This is a genomic window from Bacteroidota bacterium, assembly GCA_018266755.1.
Taxonomy (GTDB): Bacteria; Bacteroidota; Ignavibacteria; order Palsa-1295; family Palsa-1295; genus JAFDZW01.
The window spans coordinates 749,350-770,378 of sequence record JAFDZW010000005.1; the positions used below are offsets into that span (position 1 = coordinate 749,350).

Below are 21,029 nucleotides of genomic sequence, written 5' to 3' on the forward strand. Positions count from 1 at the left end.
TTTCGTATTCGTAGTGACACGATCCTAATACACATCCCACTGCCGCATCGTACCGACGGTGACCGGCACGATGTCGCTGACATCGATCGTGTAGCGGTAGACCCGACGTGCCTGCTCGAAGCGCTTCGTAGGATTGAAGAATGAGAGCTTGACATCCCAGCAATCCGAACCCGGTTTGCAAATCGGGCTGCGCTCGACATCGATCGAATCCAGTTTCAAACCACTCTTGATGGCATCGCCATACACCGCCTGAAGCTGGAATGCATTGGTCGCTGCGTAGTTCATCGCTCGTTCCTGGGCAGTCACGCCAAGATTACGGATTTCGTAGTAGATCCGCGAAAGGAACTGGTGGATACCGACAGAACGATCGGTGTATTCCAGCATCGCTTCCTTTGCCTTCGGCGCTTCACCGAGAACTGCACTCACGAGTGACTGCGTCGTCCAGCTATACATACCGCGATGCTCCGGGATGATCAACGGAACGACTTGTCCGTTCAATAGTCTGCGCATGCCGCCGATCGTGCCCGGAATCGAAACGCGCTCGACTCCTTCGGTAATCTGTGCACGCAGAAAATCGCGCATGCGGTCGTACGTTGCCGCCGCAAACGGGCCAGTAGGTGCGATGGCATAGACGGGCGTCTCGTCGATGGTCAGCGTCCAGTGCAGACTGGCTGCGGACGCCGGGTCGGAGCTGAGATACTCGACCATTTCGGCATTGCTCGAAACATTGCGTCCGGTTTGCTGCGAAAACGAGTCTCGCCGAGCCTCGGTCCCGAAGTCGAGACCAATCTGGCCGAGTGCATACACGAGCATCGGGCGAGCCGGTGACGCTTGCTGCGACGGTTTGTTATTGCATCCGCACGGTTCGCTCCCCCCTTTGCAGGAGCATTCCGACGGCACAATCGCGGCATCGTGTTCTTGTGGAATGATCATTGCGGAATTGGTGTCCGCAGTATCGGGTGCCAGCATGGTGGCAACCTCTTCGGTTTGTTGATTGTATTCTGACATGTTGACTCCGTTAGTTAGTAAGTGAAACTTCTGTTCTTCATACGGTTCGCCTTCCGGCTGCTCGATCGCTCGCATCGCTGCCGCGACATCGAGCCTGCCTGAAAGAACCCGGGTGCAATCGGTCTCCACCTTCGGATCGCAAGGAGACGACGAACGCATGATCGCACGAAAGACTGCTCGCGGATCGGGCGTGTACCCGAGTTCGATCTGCATGCTTAGCAACAGCGCTGCAACGCCCGAGACAACCGGAGTTGCATAGCTCGTCCCGGTCTTGCGCCATACACTGCCGCCTGCACGTGCACCCAGAATATCCTCGCCCGGTGCAAGAATGCCGTTGGACCGATAGATTGCACCGAAGTTGCTGAAGTCGAGTGGCGTCCCGTCGTGTCGCATCGCTCCGACCGCGAGGATGTGCGGATTGGACGCAGGGATATGCTGGCAATCGCATCCGTCATTCCCGGCCGCTGCGATGATGAGAATCCCTTGGTCGGTACACCGACGAATTGTGTCGGCAAGGAATGTCTCTTCCACCCCGGAGATCGAACGTTGCCCGCCGGAAATGTTAATGATCTGCGCACCGCGATCTGCGGCCAACGAAACAGCTTGCGCCAATTGCACTTGCGTCGCCGGTTTGAACTCACCATCGATATCCGAACCAAATAGAGGGATGACCAACCCTCGACACCCGGGTGCAATTCCTTCTACGGCAGAACCCCGCTGTCCAAAGATGATGCTGGTTACATGCGTACCGTGTTCGAGCGCCCGGCCTGCAACCGATCCGGTCCCAAAAGGGTCGATCGTTTGAAGATCCGCGCCGCGAAAACATTCATGGTCGAGATCGACATCCCCGTCGATCACCGCAACACAGATAGCTGCGCTCCCCGCAGAGCGTGAGAACAGTTCTGTGAAACCGGGTACAGAATCCCGATCAAAAATATCATTCCCGCGATCGATATGGTCGTCGTGTGGCTGCATCCTAATTGTGTTGATTCGGTAGTGTTGATGGCGATCACATTCCGTGGCCTGCCCATCCCGTGTGCTGTTACTGCACTAATCAAGTTGACAGACCAAATTTACGAGCGACCAATCGGCTTCCGCCACGTATAAACCTCACGAATAATGTTTTTTTATTCGAGACGAGGTACAGCAGTCATTGTCGGAGGAAATCGAAACTCTAACAAACTACAGCAACCGCACGACGATATTATCGCAGAACCGGTATCCCGTTGTAGTCAGGCGAAGTATGTCACCTTCGATGGTAGCCAAACCTTCATTGATAATACGCGCGAGTTCACGATTGGAACGGAGGTCTTCGCGAAACGAGGTGTTGAACTGCGAGATGTGTACTCCGGTCGATCGGAGTCCACAGAAAAGCACTTCGATACGTCGTTCTCGCAGATCCGGACGCTCGGAATTATTACGAGGAAGAATACCATGTTCGATCCGGTCGAGGTACCGATCGAGTGAGGAGAGATTCCACGAGCGCTCGCCGCCGATGAATTCATGTGCTGAGGGACCGAAGGACACGTAGTCTGCATAGCCGTCCCAATAGACAAGATTATGCCGACAGCGTTGAGCTTCGGTTTTTGCATAGTTCGATATCTCGTACTGCACAAAACCCGCATTCGAAAGCGTCTCCTGCACCATCTCATACATCTCCGATGCTTCATCCACCGGCATCTCGTTAACTTGGTGCAGCTTTACCATTCGGTTAAGTGGCGTCCCCTCTTCAACGGTGAGATTATAGACGCTCAAGTGGTCGGTTTCAAGTTCAATAGCCTGCTTGAGCGAATATGCAAGCTTCTGCATTGTTTGGCCCGGTAGCGCAAACATCAGATCAATGCTGACACGATCAAACCCAGAGGAACGTGCGAACCGAACGGCATCGCGGGCCTCATCGGCGGAATGAATACGAGAAAGCCATTCGAGCTCATCGGCATGAAACGACTGTACGCCAAAGCTGAGACGATTCGCGCCGAGCGCACGATATCGTGCGAGTTCCGATTCGGTGACGGTACCGGGGTTACACTCTAACGTGAACTCAAGGTCGGGAAGAAGGACAAAGTGTTTAGTGATCGCCTCGACGATCGACTGTAATTCCTCCGGTGTGAGCAGCGACGGAGTGCCGCCTCCGAAAAAGATAGTCGATACGGCAGAGCCTTCGAGCGACGGATAGCGGGCGATCTTCAAATCGATCTCACGCACAAGCGCGCTGACGAAGCGCGCTTGTGCGGATCGGTCTTCGATCGAATAGAAATCGCAATAGACGCACTTTTGCTCGCAAAACGGGATATGGAAATAGAGCGAAAGTCCGTCGCGGTTCGTCAGTTGATATTGCGTAGTATCCTGTCCCACCGAATGTGAAATGATTGCGTCTCTTCAGGGTCGTAGCCATCCCCGTGATCCGACGGCGGATTGTACCACGACCAATACACGAACATTGCCTTGCCGACAACGTTCTCTGCCGGACAAAAGCCCCAGAAGCGCGAGTCTTCCGAATTATCGCGATCGTCGCCAAGCATCCAGAGATAATCGCGGCCAACGGTATAACTCGTTGCCGTTACCCCGTCTATACTCACCGATCCATCCATCGCACAGTTCACGTGATGACCTTCGCGCTCGATGAACACACGCCAGCCGTCGATGTTTTTCGCATCGAGCTGCAACACGTCCCCTTTCTTCGGCACACGGATGGGGCCGTACTGATCCTGATTCCAACCGGAGTATTTCGGAAAGATCCGAGAGTCTGAGAGTCCCTTCCGTAGTGGCTGTTCGTCATATCTGCCGTTCGGTGGCAGCGTCACCGCAGTTCCATTGACATATACCTGCTTATCGCGTATCTCGACCACATCACCGGCCAGCGCGACGGCGCGTTTAATAAAATCCACATTATGCTTCGCCGGTACGACAAGATCACGTTCACCGGGATATTCGAACACCACCACATCGCCGCGCTTGACGTCGGCATAATCGAATCCGATATGCGGGATCGGCATGTCGGTAAACGGCAGATATTTCGGTGTATGAAACCCGTAGGCAAGTTCATTGACGAACAGATGATCGCCGATCAGCACGGTGTTCTTCATCGAGCCGGTTGGGACCTGGAATGCCTGCACCGCAAACGACCTCACGGCAATCGCGAGCAGCACTGCGACGAGCAGGGAGCGAACAACGCTCTCGTTCTTCTTACTAGTCTTCGGAGTCTTCTTCATTCGAGTACATGAATGGTGATCAATGTGCTCACGCCTTCGTGAGCGTACCGGTTTCGGTACGCCCATGGTGCGATGTAGTTACTCGAATGGACGGAGTTTTGCCCTGCTTACTGCGCGCTATGGAAGAGGCGGTTCCAGCGGACGTGCAGGTTCTGCGGCTCCTCGGGGTCGTAGCCGTCGCCGGTATCTCCCGGCGGATTGTACCATGACCAATAAATGAACATCGACGAGCCGATCACATTATCGACCGGACAGAACCCCCAGTAGCGTGAGTCTGCCGAGTCGTCGCGGTTATCACCCATCATCCAGAGATAGTTGCGTTCGACGGTGTAGCTGGTCACTTTCTTTCCGTCGATCGTGACCGATCCATCAGCTCCGCATTCGCATGAATGGCCTTCGCGTTGGATGAAAACACTCCATGCGTCGATGTTCGCAGAGGAAAGCGCGATCACGTCACCCTTCTTCGGGATACGGATCGGGCCGTAGTTATCATGATTCCACGTCGTGTTACCACGCGGGAAGATCCCCTCTTCCGGATGTCCCTTCGGCAGCGGCGGGAAGTTGTAGCGCGAGTTCGGCGGATTCTTGAATTCTTTCCCGTTGACATACACCTGCTTGTCGCGAACCTCGAGCGTGTCGCCGGCAACGGCGATACAGCGTTTGATGTAGTTTACGTTCTTCTCTTTCGGTTCTACGAGGTCGCGATCGCCCGGGTATTCGAACACGATCACATCCCCTTGCTTGACGTCGCGGTAATTAAAGCCGAAGTGCGGGATCTTCCAATTGGTCAGCGGCAAATACTTCGGCGTATGAAACCCGTAGGCAAGTTCGTTGACGAACAAATAATCGCCGACGAGCAGCGTGTTCTTCATCGAACCTGTCGGAATGCGGAACGCCTGGAACATGAACGAGCGGATCACCAACGCGATCACACCTGCGACCAGAAGCGAACGCCAGAGGCTCTCCTTCTGCTTTACTTTCTTCTTCGGTAGAATTGCCATACGAAAAATCTTGTCTGTCCTGTAGGACCAATGAGTCTCAATCCGATATCTGCAAGATCGCCATGAACGCTTCCTGCGGCACTTCGATGCGGCCGACCTGCTTCATGCGTTTCTTACCCTCTTTCTGCTTTTCGAGCAGCTTGCGCTTACGCGAGATATCGCCACCGTAACACTTCGCGGTCACGTCCTTGCGCATTGCCTTGACGGTCTCGCGTGCGATAATCTTCTGTCCGATGGCCGCTTGGATTGCGACTTCGAACATGTGTCTCGGGATTAGCTCGCGCAGCTTCCCGCAGAGCTTCTTGCCCCACTCGAACGCCTTGTCGCGGTGCACGATCGTGCTGAACGCGTCGACCGGATCGCCGTTGAGCATGATGTCGAGCTTCACGAGATCCGACTGACGATACTCAAGGAATTCGTAATCGAACGATGCATAGCCCCGAGAGATCGACTTGAGTTTGTCGTAGAAATCGAAGATGATCTCGGAGAGCGGAAATTCGTATTGGATATCGGCGCGTGTCGAGTCGATGTACGTAGTTGTCTTGTAGATCGCGCGGCGCTCAGTTGCGAGCGTCATGATGCCGCCGACATACTCGCTCGGCACGATGATCTGCGCCTTCACGTACGGTTCTTCGATGTACTCGATATTGCCCGGAGGCGGCATGGATGAAGGGTTGTCCACCTTCACGACATCGCCCGCCGTCGTTGTTACGTAGTACTCTACGTTCGGGACCGTCGTGACGATGTTCTGGTTGAACTCACGGTCCAGGCGCTCCTGCACGATCTCCATGTGCAGCAGACCGAGGAAGCCACAACGGAAACCGAACCCAAGCGCGATCGAGGTCTCGGCTTCGAAGATGAGCGACGAATCGTTGAGCGCAAGCTTATCGAGCGAGTCGCGCAGTTCGGTGAACTGCTCGGCGTTCTGCGGATAGATACCCGCGAAGACCATCGGCTTCGACTCTTTGAAGCCCGAGATCGGCTCGGTGGCGCCGCCACGGAAATGCGTGATCGTATCGCCGACGCGCGTGTCCTTGACGTTCTTGACGCCCGCGATCAAATAGCCGACGTCGCCCGCTTGCAGTTCTTTCTTTGCCTCGCGGCCCAGGCGTAGCGTACCGATCTCTTCAACTTTGTAGCGCGCCTTGTTCGACATGAAGATGATCTCGTCACCTTCTTTGATCTTGCCGTCGAACACACGCATATAGACGATCGCACCGCGGTAGGCGTCGAACTTCGAATCGAAGATGAGTCCGCGTAGCGGCGCGTCTACGTTGCCTTTCGGCGCCGGAATGCGCGTGCGGACCGCTTCGAGAATCTCCTGAATACCAATGCCTGCCTTCGCGCTGGCGAGCAGGATGTCTTCCTTCTTGCAGCCGATGAGCTCGATGATTTGGTTCGAGACCTCGTCGATCATCGCCGATTGCAGATCGACCTTATTAAGTACAGGAATGATCTCGAGTCCTGCTTCGATGGCAAGGAACAGGTTCGAGATCGTCTGTGCCTCGACGCCCTGTGTGGCATCGACGACCAAAATAGCGCCTTCGCATGCTGCGAGCGAGCGCGAGACCTCGTAGGTAAAATCGACGTGTCCGGGGGTATCCACCATGTTGTAGGTGTACTCGACGCCGTCGGGCGCGAGGTACTTCATCATGATGGCATGGAGCTTGATGGTAATGCCGCGCTCCTGCTCGAGGTCCATATCGTCGAGGACCTGATTGTACTGCATCTCGCGCTGCGCGATCGTCTTGGTTTCGAGCAACAGCTTATCGGCCAGCGTGCTCTTGCCGTGGTCGATATGGGCGATGATACAGAAATTACGAGTTCTCTCGAGCGACATTCCTAAAACTACCTCTCCCTAAGAATTAGCGAGGTAAAACAGCAGGAATGGCGGAATGGCTCCGTGCGGGAATTCGTCGGTTTTTGGACAACGGCTGTATTTTTGTGTCTATGATTGCCAGATGTCTTCTCCTCTTGGCTCTTGCGGGAACAACTAGTTCATGCCATTCTTCGCGCTACCCTACACCCGAGGAATTCACCGGCATGTACCGCAGTGTTGACACGACCCGTCACGAAGCGCTAAGCTTACTATGTACTGTTCCATTCTTGAGAAGTAATAAGACGTTACTGTATCTTCACACCTATCGAGATACCGATGGACGAACGGTAACATCGACTGGCCAGTGGGATATTGATCTTGGCAAAGGACGTGGTCGGGATTATGACTTCGGGTATCCGCCCAACAAATGGAAAATCACACTGTATGACTGGAAACCGTACCCAGGAGATTCTATCCTTCCGTACGGTTTCCCAGAAAAATACTGGCCTGAGACGGGCCAAAACCCCTTGTATGGATGGGGTCATTATGATAGTGATGGCTCAAAGGTGATAGTATTGGATTCCTTTGGAAGAGAACCACAAGTGAAGTTCAGGCATCAGGGCAAGCCAAACCGTTGATCTCAATTTGTGTTGCAGCGTAACGTAGAGGTCAATCGTTCACGAACTGACCCTGGCTCCGCTCATTGGCCACCACTGACGGCTTCAATTGATCAAGAACTTTCCGTTCGAGCTCCAACTGCCGATCGTTGCATGATAGAAGTATAGCCCGGGCCCGAGGGTGTTTGGGAAGTTAATCGATTGGCTCCCCGGACCCAACACTCGCTGCTCGCGGTACACAATCCTACCGGAAATGTCCGCCAGCTGCACACACACAATCGCCGTCGACTCTAACACCACCTCTAACTCCGCGAAGGCAGACCGCATCGGATTGCGCCGGGGCCCCACTCTTGGTATTGTGGACTCTGATTCGGTCGGTACCAGCAACACAGGCTTTCCATATGGAATGCTTACACCTATCTCTTCCCAGAAGACTTTCGAAGTAATCGTGCCGGAAGTCATTCCGCCCCAAAACGGTCGCACTGATGTTGCTGAGTCAGCGGGGATAAGTTGCAGGCCAGCTACCCGCTTACCGGAAAGCAGAAATCCAGGTGCCGATTGGTTGGTCGCTCCCTTCGTCTCAAACATCCTACCACTACGACTGTCGTAGTAGTACGAGTACGTACAGTGCAAGCCGCCAAGACTTGGAAGTTGGATGAAGACCGAATCAGTGCGTAGCAATACGTCTGCTGGTAAATCGGAAACCTCGAGATACCTTGTGCCTGAACCGGTGTAGCTTTCAACCCAGTTGTTATGCAGCCAGAGGGATGCTCCAAAGTCCCACTTCACAAAGGTCATATGTCCCAGTGTGAGTGAGTACTTACCGGGGACTGGGATTCCATCGCGAAGGATCACCCGAAACTTCGCAGTGTACGCAACATACTTTTGCGGAGGATAGTCCGCGGCATTCGGCCCGAGATCCTCGTACACGCTGCGGTCAACCTGCTCCAGAGCCTTCAGCGCACAGCGTCCCCATCCAATTGACCAGTCGGAATTGGTGTCACCCTCACGAAAGATCGTGATATTGCCTGCACACCCACGATCATAATCAGGTAGTGAATAGGTCACAGCCGAGTCGGAGGCCGAGAGGATGGGTAGTCGTGAATCGGTTACGTAGACTTGCATTGGTCCGCTAAGCAGTCCACTTCCTCGAAGAGTCAGGGTGTGGTTTAGGTCATCCAATGCCAGCGAGTCCACCTTAACCGTCTGCGCGGAGGTCGTCTGCGCGAACACGAGGGCGTACATCAAAGAGATTCGGAAGATCTTCATTGTCAGTAATCGAGAATATGAGCTCAAACAACAGACACGCATCTCCTCAACACAAGCGAGGCAAGATTCTTTGCCCTAGTTCATGACATGGATCCATGAACATAGCATACTAACCTGTACAGCGACGTTGGCTTTGACGCAAGTAAATAATTGTGGAGCGTCACGATCATGCGGCCGCTGGAAAGCCATCACTACTTCCCTGGCATGCGCATCTTCAACTGGTCGAGGTGGAGGCGTTGGTTGAGGACGGCGCTCTTGAGGGACGTCTTGCCAGCGGGGTTGAGCACTTTGTTCGTCGAATCGAGCGTCGTCTTCATTTGTGCGACTTCGGGCGACGTTGCCGCTGCAGGGATCGATTCGAGTTTTTTCATTGCGATCTCAAGCGCGGCTTTCGTATTCTCGAGTTGATCTGCTGCCGTTTGCGCGATGCGCTGCGACGAGTCGGCAAGTTGCTGTGCGTCGGTCGCTTGTTGTTTCCAGGTGAAGCCCATCACGCTGCCTTCGGTAAAGCCGGCGTTGACAAGAATCTGGTTAAAGCAACTCGGGAACACGAGCAACAGCAAGAATGCAACAATCAGGATTGCTTCGCGGACGGTAGCCAGTATATCTTTGAGTTTGTCGATCATAGGACAGATGACATTAATGAACAGGGTTGACGATGTCCGGGAGTGCTAATCTACGAACGTTTAACCAGAACTCGTCGGTTGTGCCCCGCTCACTCACGGAGCATTCCGAAGCGTTCATGAGGTGCCCACAATGTTAAATCTTTACATACTCGTCAGGGGCACCTTGACAGCGTGCATGTTTGGTTGTATATTACCGGCGTCAATGAGGGCACCGATCGAATGATGAACGATCATGTGAGAATATGGGCCGGTGATATTGGGAAGAAGTCCGCTGCGGCGGACTTTCGTGCGTCTGGGGGTTACGCTGCGTGCGTGTGTATAACGATGTTGTTGAATAATAATACGCTTGCAGGGATGGGTGCCCGCAGATCATTGAAGTTACGGCGAGGGGGTGGTGCCCGCGTTTTATTGGAGTTAGCGCGTGTATCGGAGCCAGCCGATGGCTTGGACGATGCCAATATCATACTTCAGGCCTTGACAGAGGCTGGCGCGATGGCGGCGCCCGACGAATGCGCGGGGTTCGGGAATTCAATAGACAAAACACGGCGAGCGCGTGTTACACAACGACTTACAAATAGCACCGCTCATGCTGACCGATTTCTACGATATTTCTGCCCTGCTAAGCGAAGACCAACGGATGATCCGCGACACGGTTCGCTCGTTCGTGGTCGACGAGGTGTTGCCCGTTATCGAGCACCACAACCAGGCCATGACCTTCCCGCTGGACCTCGCCCCGAAGATCGGAGCGCTCGGCTTGCTCGGGCCAACCTTGCCGGAGAAATACGGCTGCGCGGGTCTCGACGCCATTGCGTACGGACTCATCAACCAGGAGCTCGAGCGCGGCGACTCGTCGATCCGCTCGTTCTCGTCGGTGCAGTCGTCGCTGGTGATGTATCCGATCTATGCATACGGTACCGAAGAGCAGCGCATGCGCTACTTGCCAAAGCTTGCGACGGCAGAATACATCGGCTGCTTCGGGCTCACGGAGCCGGATTACGGCTCGAACCCGGCAGGCATGGTCACCCGCGCGAAGAAGGTGGACGGCGGGTATATCCTCAACGGCGCGAAGATGTGGATCACCAACGGCACGATCGCCGACGTCGCCGTCGTGTGGGCGAAAGTCGACTCCGACGATCCGAAGTCCATCCGCGGTTTCGTGGTTGAGAAAGGCATGAAGGGCTTCACAGCGCCGGAGATGAAGGGCAAATACTCGCTTCGTGCGAGTGTCACGAGCGAACTGGTATTTCAGGACGTCTTCGTGCCGGACGAGAACATGCTGCCGAACGTGCAGGGCTTGAAGGGTCCGCTCGGCTGTCTGACGCAAGCGCGCTACGGCATCTCGTGGGGTGCGGTCGGCGCGGCCATTGCATGTTACGAAAGCTCGGTGGAATATGCGAAGAGTCGTGTGCAGTTCGGCAAGCCGCTCGCAGGGTTCCAGTTGGTACAGGCGAAACTGGCACACATGTTGACGGAAATCACGAAGGCGCAATTGCTGTGCCTGCGACTCGGCCAGATGAAGAACGACGGCACGATGAGGCCGCAGCATGTTTCAATGGCCAAGCGCAACAACGTCGGGATCGCGCTCGATATCGCCCGCACCGCACGTGACATTCACGGCGCGAACGGCATCCTCGGGGAGTATCCGATCATGCGTCACATGGCAAATTTGGAATCGGTGAACACGTACGAAGGAACCTACGATATTCATACCCTGGTACTGGGTATGGAGATCACCGGTATCTCGGCATTCGAATAGCCAACAAGAGCGCACTACGATTCGAACCGGTTCAAGACGAACAGTATAGTATGTGAGGGCCAGAAACTGAACCGGGTGATCCGACACTATGATCGGATCACCCGGAAGATTGCAGTCGATCTCGATGCTTCATTTAATTAGCCTGCATCGCCACGCAGCTATACACTTTCGAGCCGACCGTCATACGGACGATATAGGTGCCTTCGGGTAATTCGGGCAGGAAGGTCCGAATGGCCGCACTTCCCTGACTGATACCGACATGCGACTCTGCGGAGACAACGCGTCCGAGCAGGTCATAGACTTCCAGTCCGCATTCTGCGGCGTTAACCTCTGACGGTACCCAGACCGTAAGCTGACGCCCGGCGATTACTGCAACCATACTGCGTACGGCATCCGATGCCGAGCGATATACGCCATCTGGTGAACCAGAGAAGCTGCCGTTGATCGGAGCAATGACCAGTGCTCCCTTGGTACCGGAATTCTCGACATCGTAATTCACGGTGATAAATGCGGAGCGATTCGTATAGGCCCGTGTGACATCCGGATGCCACTTCAGGTCGAGCCACATGCTGTCGGAATAGTTAATATAGAAGTTCGAGATCGGATCGACGCCGTACTCGTTGCCAGTGATCGAGAACTCCGAAACGTCCGGCCCACTGAGCTGCACGGAGTTCACAAGGATTCGCTTGGATGTCCCACGATTCGCAAGATAAATTCGGACCGTGGCTTCCGGTGTTCCTTTCGTCGAATCGGCTGTCATTGCGATCACCGTCGGCGCCCATTCGACGCCAGCGTTATATCCCTTGCCGCTCAACAACGAGAATGCCTTCATCTTCGAGTCGAGGGCCGGCACAATATCCGATTTCCAGTACAGTGTAGCCGAATGCGAGTCATGATCTTTCGGATTGAAACAGACATTGACGCTGATCGAATCGCCGGCCTTGATCGTCACCGGCAATGTCGCAAGGAAGGCGGGGTCGACCGAGAAATCAGTGCTATCGCTAAGAACTGGCCAATGCAGTGTCAACGGCAACGTACCGACGTTCTTGAGCTTCACAACGTCACACTTTGTGTCGCCCATGTCGGTTTCTGCAAAATTCAGATCCGTCGCCTGCAGCAATCCGGACGCACCATGTCCCTGGAGTACGTACGTAAAGGTACTCCCGCAATCACCTGTTAGAATAAGCGAACATTGAGTCGCCGCCGTATCGGCCGGATTGAAGCACACGGGAATCGAGGCATTCGATCCCGGAGCGATTCGGATCGTATCCGGCTGTGCCGAGGCGAATTTGAAGTGCGCGGTATCACCCGTCAGTTTTGGTCTCGTAACGACAAAATCGCGAGCACCGGCACCGCCAGGATTCGTCAGCACGATCGCTCCGCACGCATTGACACCACATGGAGCCAAACCATACGTATACGTATTCCCCGATACACTTGAAAGCTGACCAGAGCCGGCTGCTGTCACACTCGGAGCCTTCGAAAGATTCACGAGCAGCGATGCGCCGGAGTTGTCATATACTTCGATCGTTGCAGTTGCAGCGCTCGAGGGAACAGTCGGTTGCACGGTGAACGTATAACTCTTCTGCGTACCATCGAGTATGATTTCTCCCTTATTCAGAGAGTCCAACGATACATCGAACTGAACGTTGACCGACGGCGTAATTGCCATCGAATACGTTGCCTTTGGATAGTTGACAATCTCGATGTAACGAATTCCCGCATGTGTATCACCCGAATCGTTGATCGTTACATCCCATTTCCCGCAGTTATCTTTCACAACGGACGTGAGCTTCGCCGGTGTTGTACCGAACTCGCCGTAGTTAAATCCAAGCGGATTGCCATACGAGTAATAATCATTCGCATTAAAGCCACCAAAACCGAACCCAAAGCGACGATTGAACGATACTTCCGTGGTAAAATACGCTGCCATTTTCGAGCGCTTCCCTGGATTTTGCAGATCGTTCGCCCCATCGACCAGATAATACGATCCCGTATTCGTGATCGATGCTTGAATTCCCATCAGCGAGTCTTCGCCGGGAATATCATTGAACTGCTTCTTGATCGAGACCTGGCTTTGCACCGGCGACGGCGCAACACCGTTATTGCTCATCAAGATCTTCTGTGCAGCCCAGTCCGACTTCGGGAAGATAAGATAGAGATACCGTTCGTACGTCGTATTATCCTTGATGGTCGGAACATAGAAATAGTACTCGCTCTTCCAGCGCGACTTCGGGATAATACTTACCATGCTCGGCGTCGGATACGGGGAGCTTGTTCCCTGCATCCGATTGTCATACTGCATGACACCGAATGGCTTCCCGTTATAATCCTGCCAGCCGGTCGCCTGCTGAATATTCGTTGCCGCATATGCTCCGTACTTCGGCACGGTCACGCCAGTGGGAGAACCACCGGAGCCATTCTCAAAATAGACCATGTTCCCTGCATTCGGTACTGCAACGGCACGAATTTCATCGCCGTACCCCGCTGTCGTCGCCGGTTTTGAATCATAGAACGGGATGGTACAATACCCAGTAGAATCCCATGCTTCCACAGGGATCAGCTGCTCGACCATGAAGTCGCGTCCTTCTGTACCGGATGCAACAGAGCTTGTCAGTGTAAATGCATTTTCGTGTCCTGCCAATACGCAGACAGGCTGTGAGGAGTTGATCACTGTACCGGACAGATCAGCGCCCTGGTCCTTTCCTTCCGCATAGATCGTATAGGTTTGACCTCGATTCAGCGAGACTGAAAATGGTTGCGGCGTTCCGTTGGCACCGGTCCCAGAAATAGCACCAACGTGTCCACCGGCCGTTGTTGTCGAAGGTGTGACGAAGACGTTCGTCCCGTCATGACCGGAGACGATCTCGATAAATCCGCGCGAGGCTGCAGTATTGATATACCCGCCATTGCCTGCTGGGTTATCATTATAGCTTTGAACAACATAATTCTTTCCCCAACACTGCAGCGGATAGGAAAGATATGAACCGCCCGAACACGTCCCCTGACTGACGAACTCAACACTGATCGGTGCCTTGGACGTGATCTTCATCGTACCATAACGAACACCGTCACCCGTCGTCTCCCACGTTTGGAATTTGGTCATATCCAAGGGGAATTGAAACGACTGCTTCGCTGCGATCTTCTTCGTTGTCGCACCATTTTCAAATCCCGTCGAATCGATGTAAACGAAGGTCACACTATTGTCGACCGATGTTGTGACATGCACGTATGACTTATAGGTGGGGCCTGAATAACTGTTTAATGTTGATTTCTGCCGTTGGATCGATGGATACGGCACCCCAACATAAAACTCGCGGCCTTCACTCGGAATGCCGGTCTGTGCCTGTACTAGCGAAGCAATTGCCTGCAGGATCACTGCAACAATGATGGTCCGTTTGGTCATAGTTCTCGTGGAAAGAAGGGAAAGCAAGGTCACTTGCTCCAAAAGGTGAATAACAACACACTCACACGGTGCCACTGCTACAGATATTGGTCGCCAGAACGATCAATTCTGATTTCAATAGTGGTCAATAGCCGTTGTCCATGCAATAATCGGGCCTACAGATTCGACCTCGGCACCCATAAAACACCCACTACAACATGAACACCACACCTTGCGAGACACACCACTTCCTCGTTTGTTTCAACGTGAAGTGAAATTGACTCTCAATGTTGAAAAAGCTCTAACTTATTATGATTTATGGCGATAGGAACACTAATGCACTATCTGTAACTTTGAAAGCAATCGCTGTCGCCCCGAAGTCAACACGAAAAAGCAGCTTCCACTAAATCTGGGTGGTATTGGGATGTGAATGATCCCTGCATTCGTACCAGCCGGTATCTGAACTGGACGTACCACTTCTCTTCCAAGAACATCATGGATTTCCACCGAACAGTCTTGATTTTCTATTCCGTCAGGAAGTTCGAGCACTACTGAGGATCCGTCTTGAAAGACGTTCAGTGATAGAGCATCGTCACTCCTAAAGTGGACGTTATCGGTGATATGATCGAACCGCCCCGTCAACGGCGCAACGACCAGCGCATTACTGGTGCCTCTCCCCTCAACATCGTAGGTGCACATAAGATATGTCGAACGGTCGGCATACCGTCCCGGATATGGAACGGAAACATTGGGATGGAATAGAATGTCGAGCCACATGCTGTCGGCACTGGCGATATAGAAATTTGAAAGCGGGTCGACACCATACTCGTTGCCGACGATACTAAACTCACTGCTATCGAGACCCGAGAGGGCGATCGAATGCACCAAAATGCGTTTTGTGGCTCCTCTGTTAGCGAGATAGATCCTCCCAGTTGCTGTCGGCGCTACCAGAAGCGAATCGGCCGTCAAGCGCAATGATCCAGGCGACCACTCGACCTCAGGACTATACCCCTTTCCGGTCAGCAGCGAAATCTCTTTCGACCGCCCCTCCATTGCCCTTGTCAGATTCGTATGCCAATGAACGGTGGCTGTATGAGAATCTCCGTCGATCGGTTGGAAGCAGATCTGGACGGTTGTGCTATCGAATGGGGCCACGGTGATCGGAAGACTTGCAAGGAATGCAGAATCGATACGGAAGTTCACCGTGTCGCTGAGCACTGGCAGCGTTTGAAGTATGAGCGGTCGATTTCCTGTGTTGCTCAGCGTTACGATACCGCAATTACGATCTCCGGAATCGGTCAACGGAAATTGGACGTCAGTTGCATGGAGCACTCCGGACGCTCCCTGACCGCTGATCGTGTATTTGAACTTTGCGTCGCAAGCTCCTCCCAACTTAACTGTCGTTGAGATCGGAATGGTATCATCGGGATAAAAACAGATCGGCAACTGCAACGGTGTGCCCGGAACAATTGAGATCGGCAGCGATGGACCTGTTCCTGAGAATCGAAAATGGGTCGTGTCACCCACAATCGAGATCGAGGATATCACTTGCTCATGCGCACCTAAACCACTCGGGATCGCAATGTTCAGAATACCACACCTCGGCGAATCGACCGAAGTAGTCCCAAAGCTGAACGAAGTCTTCGATAATGCCGTCAACTGACCTGACGAACTTGCAGTAAGAGCTGCACTTGACCGCAGTTGGATCAATAACGACGACCCGGAGTTATCGAATACCTCGACTGCAGCGGCCGAAGTATCGGCAGGGTTTACACGTTCGACTCGAAAACAAAATTCTCCGTCTGTCCCCGGCAACAGAATTTCATTCTTTCCGATCGGATCCACCGACGCATCGAATCGTGCATTGACGGAGACGGGAATATTCGAGGTGTACGTGTTCTTCGGATAATTCAGCAGATCGACATAACGAATTCCGGTACGGTCATTACCACTGTCTCGCACGCATACTGCCCAATAGCCGCATTCATCGCTAACGGTTGCCGACATTTTTGGCCGCATCGTGCCAAACTCACCATACGACAATCCGAGCGGATTCGCATAGCTGAACACATCGTCATAGTAAGATGGCGGGCCTCCTGCGGTATAGCCGTAATCCACAACGGCAGCATTATAGTAGGCGAAGAAGGTCGAATGCCGCTCAGTATCGGTGGAAGACAATCCGAGATCGGCCACATAATATGCGCCACTGTTATTCAGTGACATCGCAACTCCGATCATTGTCGAGTCAGAGGGAATCGATGCCCATACACGTTTGATCGATACGCCGGAAGCAGAGATCGGCATGAGCGACCCCCCATTAAACGACAGCATGATCTTACTTGCATTCCAATCTGCCTTTGGTGCAATGATATAGAGATATCGTTGGAAGGTACCATATTTCGTACTCTGTACGAAAAAGTAGTAATTGCTCTTCCAGCGAGATTTGGGGACGAGCGAATTCATACTCGGCGTCGGATACGGCGCACCACTTCCCTGCATGCGCTGATCGTACTGCATGACACCGAACGGCTCATCGTTGGCATCGTAGAGTCCGATCGGAACAGTCGTCCCGACAAGAGAAAAGCTCCCATAATTCGGTACACTCGCAGTCGTCGCCGATGCACTTCCGTCATCAAGCATGACCTGATTCCCGTTCGAGGGCAACGTCACGACACGTAATTCATCACCGGCTCCGGCAGCTGTGCTCGGCTTCGAATCGACAAAGGGAATCGACGCATAGCCCCTGGAATCCCAGCATTCGACCGGGATCATCTGTTCCATCATCAGATCGCGACCTTCGGTCCATTGCAATTGATCGCTGCTACCGGCCGTAAACGCCGCTTCATGTCCGCCAAGAACGACGACCGGTTTATTCGAGGTAATCACAGTGCCTGTCAGGTCCGAGTTCGCATCCGAGCCGATCGAATAGATCGTGTATGTCTGGCCGTGGGATAACCCGACCGTGAAGGGCTGCGGTTTTCCGTTGGAACCTGGCCCGCTGATCGCTCCAGGTCGCCCGCCATTTGTCGTTGTTGAAGGAGTAATCTGTAGTTGTGTAGCGTCCTGGGTCGCGATCACCTCAAGGCATCCGCGAGATGGCATTGTGCTGAACATTCCACCAGAGCCGGATGGATTATCATTATAACTCTGTACCACATATTGCTTCCCAAGACATTGCACCGGCAATGCGAGGTATGATCCTCCGGCGCTGGTGCCGACGCTGACCATCTGAACACTGATCGGCACATCGGAAACGATATGACACGTACTATATTGAACATGTTCGCCGCTGGTGTCGGAGATCTTGAACTTGCTCATGTCAAGCTGCACCTGGGTACCCTGTCGTGCGGGTATCTTCACGCTGGCGCCCGTCTCCGTACCGGATGCGTCGAAGTAATTAATCTGTACGTTGGCGTTCGCGGTTGCGGTCAGAAGCAAATACGCATTGTACTTGGACTTGTGAAACGAAGAGCTTCCAGTCTGACGTGGTGTCGACGGCACCAAAAGCCCGAGATAGAACTCGCGGCCTTCACTGGAGATGCCGGATTGCGCAATTCCTTCTGAGCTAAAGAATTGTGCGATGATCAGGATGAGAATGATCCTTCGCATTGCTCGGGGGATGAAAGATGATATGAGATGACGTAATGATCGCGGGGAAACACGACTCTGGTTGCTAACGAACGTAGGGGTCCAAACAATTCCTCTATGTAAATCCCCCCAGAAACGACGACGGCAGCCATACGGCTACCGTCGTTTTTCTATAGCTTGGTCACAGTGCTACCTTCGCCAATCGCCGCGATCGGCGTGATCCCAGCCGCGATGTTCGCCGCGGTCATGGTGCCGATCTTCCCAACGGTCTTCTCGTCTATCTTCCCGGCGGTCTTCGCGCCAGTCGCGTCTCATCTCACGTCGTGCCCAACGGCCTGGCACCCACTCATAGTGACGATGCCACCGGTCGAAATTCCAGTAGCCTGGCGCCCAGTAGGCGTCGGGGTATGGCGCTTCGCAGATGATCTCGCGTCGCGGAGGGGGCGGCGGAGGAGGCGTGCCGACGTAGATGCCGAAGCCCCAATGAACTTGTGCGTTCGCAACCGGTGCCAGGGAAAGAATGGCGGCGAGTGTTGCGAGTTTGATCGTGGTTTTCATAACAATGTTCCTTTCGTGATAGAACTTGATTCGTTAGTTCTGACGAATAAACACTGCATGTGTTTAACGATGTTGATGAATTGTAAGTGAATACTTCTTCACTGACCTACGACGTCTCCGCATGCAGATCGTGATCGAGCGCGATGCGTTCGTCGAAGATAAAACAATCACCCTCGAAGAGCGACTCTTCCTTCGGCACCTCTTCGAAGTACTTCAGGATGCCGCCTTGCAAGTGATACACTTTCTCGAAGCCTTTCTGCAGCATATAGCTTGTCGCTTTCTCGCAACGAATGCCACCCGTGCAGAACATTGCGACCTTCTTATGCTCGCTTGGATCGAGCTCGCTCTCGACGAACTTCGGAAAATCGCGGAAGCGCTTCGTCTTCGGATCGAGAGAACCTCGGAACGTCCCCTTCGCGAATTCGAACGCGTTGCGCGTATCGATCACGAGCACATCCGGATCGCTGATGAGCGCATTCCATTCAGCGGGCTTCACATACTCACCGACCATCTTCAACGGATCGACCGACTCCACGCCAAGCGCCACGATCTCGCGCTTGAGCCGCACCTTCATCTTGCGAAACGGGATCGTATCGTGAAGCGACTCTTTGTGCTCGAGGTCGGCAAGTCGCGCGTCGCTGCGAAGACGGGCGAGGATGGTGTCAATGCTCTCGCGCGAGCCGGCGAGCATGCCGTTGATCCCTTCGCTTGCCAGGAGGATCGTCCCCTTGAGGCTGAGCGAGTTGCAGTATTCGCGCAGCGGCAGGCGCATTGCCTCGTAGTCCGGCAGCGGCACGAATTTGTAGAATGCTATGACGGTGATCTGCTCCATTATCGTAACCCCTTCAACATTCCCGCCGCCGCTCCTGTGCCGTACCGTACCGGAGACAGTACGAATCTCGCTTGTAAGTTCAATAGATAGCGGGCACCATCCACTTCCCGTAACCTCAATAAAACGGGAGCACCCATACCTGCAACCCTTCTAATATCAACAACTTCGTTATACACACGCGCAACCCGCCCTTTAAAACCAAAGAGCCCGCCGTGGCGGACTCTTTCAGAACATCGGATGATATGCGGTTGTCGTATCATGCGCCCACAAATATACTCGAATGTGCCCCTTTTGTCAAGAGGCTAAGTGCATATTCTTGAGATTTAATATTACGGGCACCTGTAGAGACGCACCATGGCGCGTCTCTACTGTCGTATCAGTTTTACAGTCCTGACATCACCGCTCATCGTCGATACGCGGGCGTAGAGTGTACCGTGGGGTAGCGATTGGCCGGAGACCATCCACCGATTATTCCCCTCGCTGCACAGCCTTGTGTCCGTATAGAGATGTTTGCCGAGCGGATCGTAGATGTCGATGCGCATGTATTCGGCGTCCACAAGCCCGAAACGGAGCGTCGTCTGACGGTCGAACGGGTTCTCGTCAGCGCTCAAGAATGTGATCTTCGGTCCGGCATGCGACGCTGAGAATGCGTCGCTGACTGCACGGTACTGCGGGCCTCGAAGGATCTGAAGGTCGAGGTCTTCTAACGAAGGGACGGTCGTATCCTGCGAGTACGGTGTCTTGACAGTGTCACGTACAGAGTCGCGGTACACCTGGTAGCGTTCACGAAGAACAGCTCGCAAAATATCGTCGTACGGATCGAAGATCGATAGGCAGCGGTTGGAATCCTTGAGAAATTTCAGGATCGCCAACTGACCATTGATGTCGTACCCGCGGTCAGCGTTGAAGTATTGCAGCGAAGAATAGATTGCATGCACATCAGCGCAGTAATATAACGAATCGGACCGATAATACAACACTTTCTTAAGCCATTCTCGATACGGTGGCCAGCGGCCCTTGTCCTCACTCTTGTATTGACAGCCCGACGTTGCAGCACCGAAGTCGATCCAGATCGGATGAGGTAACCCTGTAGCTGTTGCACAGTGCTCAATTGCGAACAGAGCAGTGTCATACATTTTCTGGTAACTATCCCCTTGCGCCAATGCGTACACGCTCATCTGGAGAGCTGAGCAGTCCAGTGTATCGGCTGTGCCAGGCAACAACTGCCCGTTGGTGTCCTGTGCATGGATTGGCGATGTCAACAGCAGGACGACTACGAACGCAAGTGATGCAAAAGTTTTCACGTTGGCCGTAAAGACCCTATCCAAAAATGACCTGTGCTCTTTCATTGTGTCTTG

General features: G+C 53.6%; 13 protein-coding genes. 1 reads left to right on the forward strand and 12 read right to left on the reverse strand.

The genetic code is table 11. The annotated features are described in order from the left end of the window. Positions 1 to 24 precede the first annotated feature (24 nt). From JSS75_07960 to JSS75_07990, 7 genes are all read right to left on the reverse strand, one after another. On the reverse strand, positions 25 to 1,983 hold the full coding sequence (locus JSS75_07960) for a PatA/PatG family cyanobactin maturation protease (protein MBS1903620.1): 1,959 nt from the start codon (positions 1,981 to 1,983) through the stop codon (positions 25 to 27). 207 nt (positions 1,984 to 2,190) lie between these two features. Beyond that, complete coding sequence (gene hemW / locus JSS75_07965; GenBank protein MBS1903621.1) at positions 2,191 to 3,363, reverse strand: radical SAM family heme chaperone HemW; 1,173 nt, start codon at positions 3,361 to 3,363, stop codon at positions 2,191 to 2,193. Continuing rightward, complete coding sequence (gene lepB / locus JSS75_07970) at positions 3,333 to 4,220, reverse strand: signal peptidase I (GenBank protein MBS1903622.1); 888 nt, start codon at positions 4,218 to 4,220, stop codon at positions 3,333 to 3,335. The genes hemW and lepB (JSS75_07970) overlap by 31 nt, the downstream gene beginning before the upstream one ends. Positions 4,221 to 4,327: 107 nt before the next feature. Continuing rightward, on the reverse strand, positions 4,328 to 5,221 hold the full coding sequence (gene lepB / locus JSS75_07975; GenBank protein MBS1903623.1) for a signal peptidase I: 894 nt from the start codon (positions 5,219 to 5,221) through the stop codon (positions 4,328 to 4,330). 37 nt (positions 5,222 to 5,258) lie between these two features. Then, on the reverse strand, positions 5,259 to 7,061 hold the full coding sequence (gene lepA, locus JSS75_07980) for an elongation factor 4 (protein MBS1903624.1): 1,803 nt from the start codon (positions 7,059 to 7,061) through the stop codon (positions 5,259 to 5,261). Positions 7,062 to 7,762: 701 nt separating this feature from the next. Beyond that, entirely contained in the window at positions 7,763 to 8,926 is a 1,164-nt protein-coding gene (locus JSS75_07985) for a hypothetical protein (protein ID MBS1903625.1), read from the reverse strand. Positions 8,927 to 9,117: 191 nt separating this feature from the next. Continuing rightward, entirely contained in the window at positions 9,118 to 9,552 is a 435-nt protein-coding gene (locus JSS75_07990) for a hypothetical protein (protein ID MBS1903626.1), read from the reverse strand. Between the two features lie 586 nt (positions 9,553 to 10,138). On the opposite strand from JSS75_07990, the gene JSS75_07995 reads away from it, so the two are divergent. Continuing rightward, positions 10,139 to 11,308 carry an acyl-CoA dehydrogenase gene (locus JSS75_07995; GenBank protein MBS1903627.1) on the forward strand — a complete coding sequence of 390 codons (1,170 nt, stop codon included), beginning with the start codon at positions 10,139 to 10,141 and terminating at the stop codon, positions 11,306 to 11,308. 133 nt (positions 11,309 to 11,441) lie between these two features. Here the strand turns inward: JSS75_07995 and JSS75_08000 are convergent, their stop codons facing one another. The 5 genes from JSS75_08000 to JSS75_08020 form a co-directional block, all read right to left on the reverse strand. Beyond that, complete coding sequence (locus tag JSS75_08000) at positions 11,442 to 14,714, reverse strand: T9SS type A sorting domain-containing protein (protein ID MBS1903628.1); 3,273 nt, start codon at positions 14,712 to 14,714, stop codon at positions 11,442 to 11,444. 312 nt (positions 14,715 to 15,026) lie between these two features. After that, a complete protein-coding gene (locus tag JSS75_08005) occupies positions 15,027 to 18,302 on the reverse strand; it encodes an IgGFc-binding protein (GenBank protein ID MBS1903629.1) in 3,276 nt (1,091 codons plus the stop codon). A 168-nt stretch (positions 18,303 to 18,470) separates the two neighbouring features. Further along, complete coding sequence (locus JSS75_08010; protein MBS1903630.1) at positions 18,471 to 18,839, reverse strand: hypothetical protein; 369 nt, start codon at positions 18,837 to 18,839, stop codon at positions 18,471 to 18,473. Positions 18,840 to 18,945: 106 nt separating this feature from the next. After that, entirely contained in the window at positions 18,946 to 19,671 is a 726-nt protein-coding gene (locus JSS75_08015; GenBank protein MBS1903631.1) for a rhodanese-related sulfurtransferase, read from the reverse strand. 365 nt (positions 19,672 to 20,036) lie between these two features. Then, complete coding sequence (locus JSS75_08020; protein MBS1903632.1) at positions 20,037 to 20,975, reverse strand: hypothetical protein; 939 nt, start codon at positions 20,973 to 20,975, stop codon at positions 20,037 to 20,039. Positions 20,976 to 21,029 lie beyond the last annotated feature (54 nt).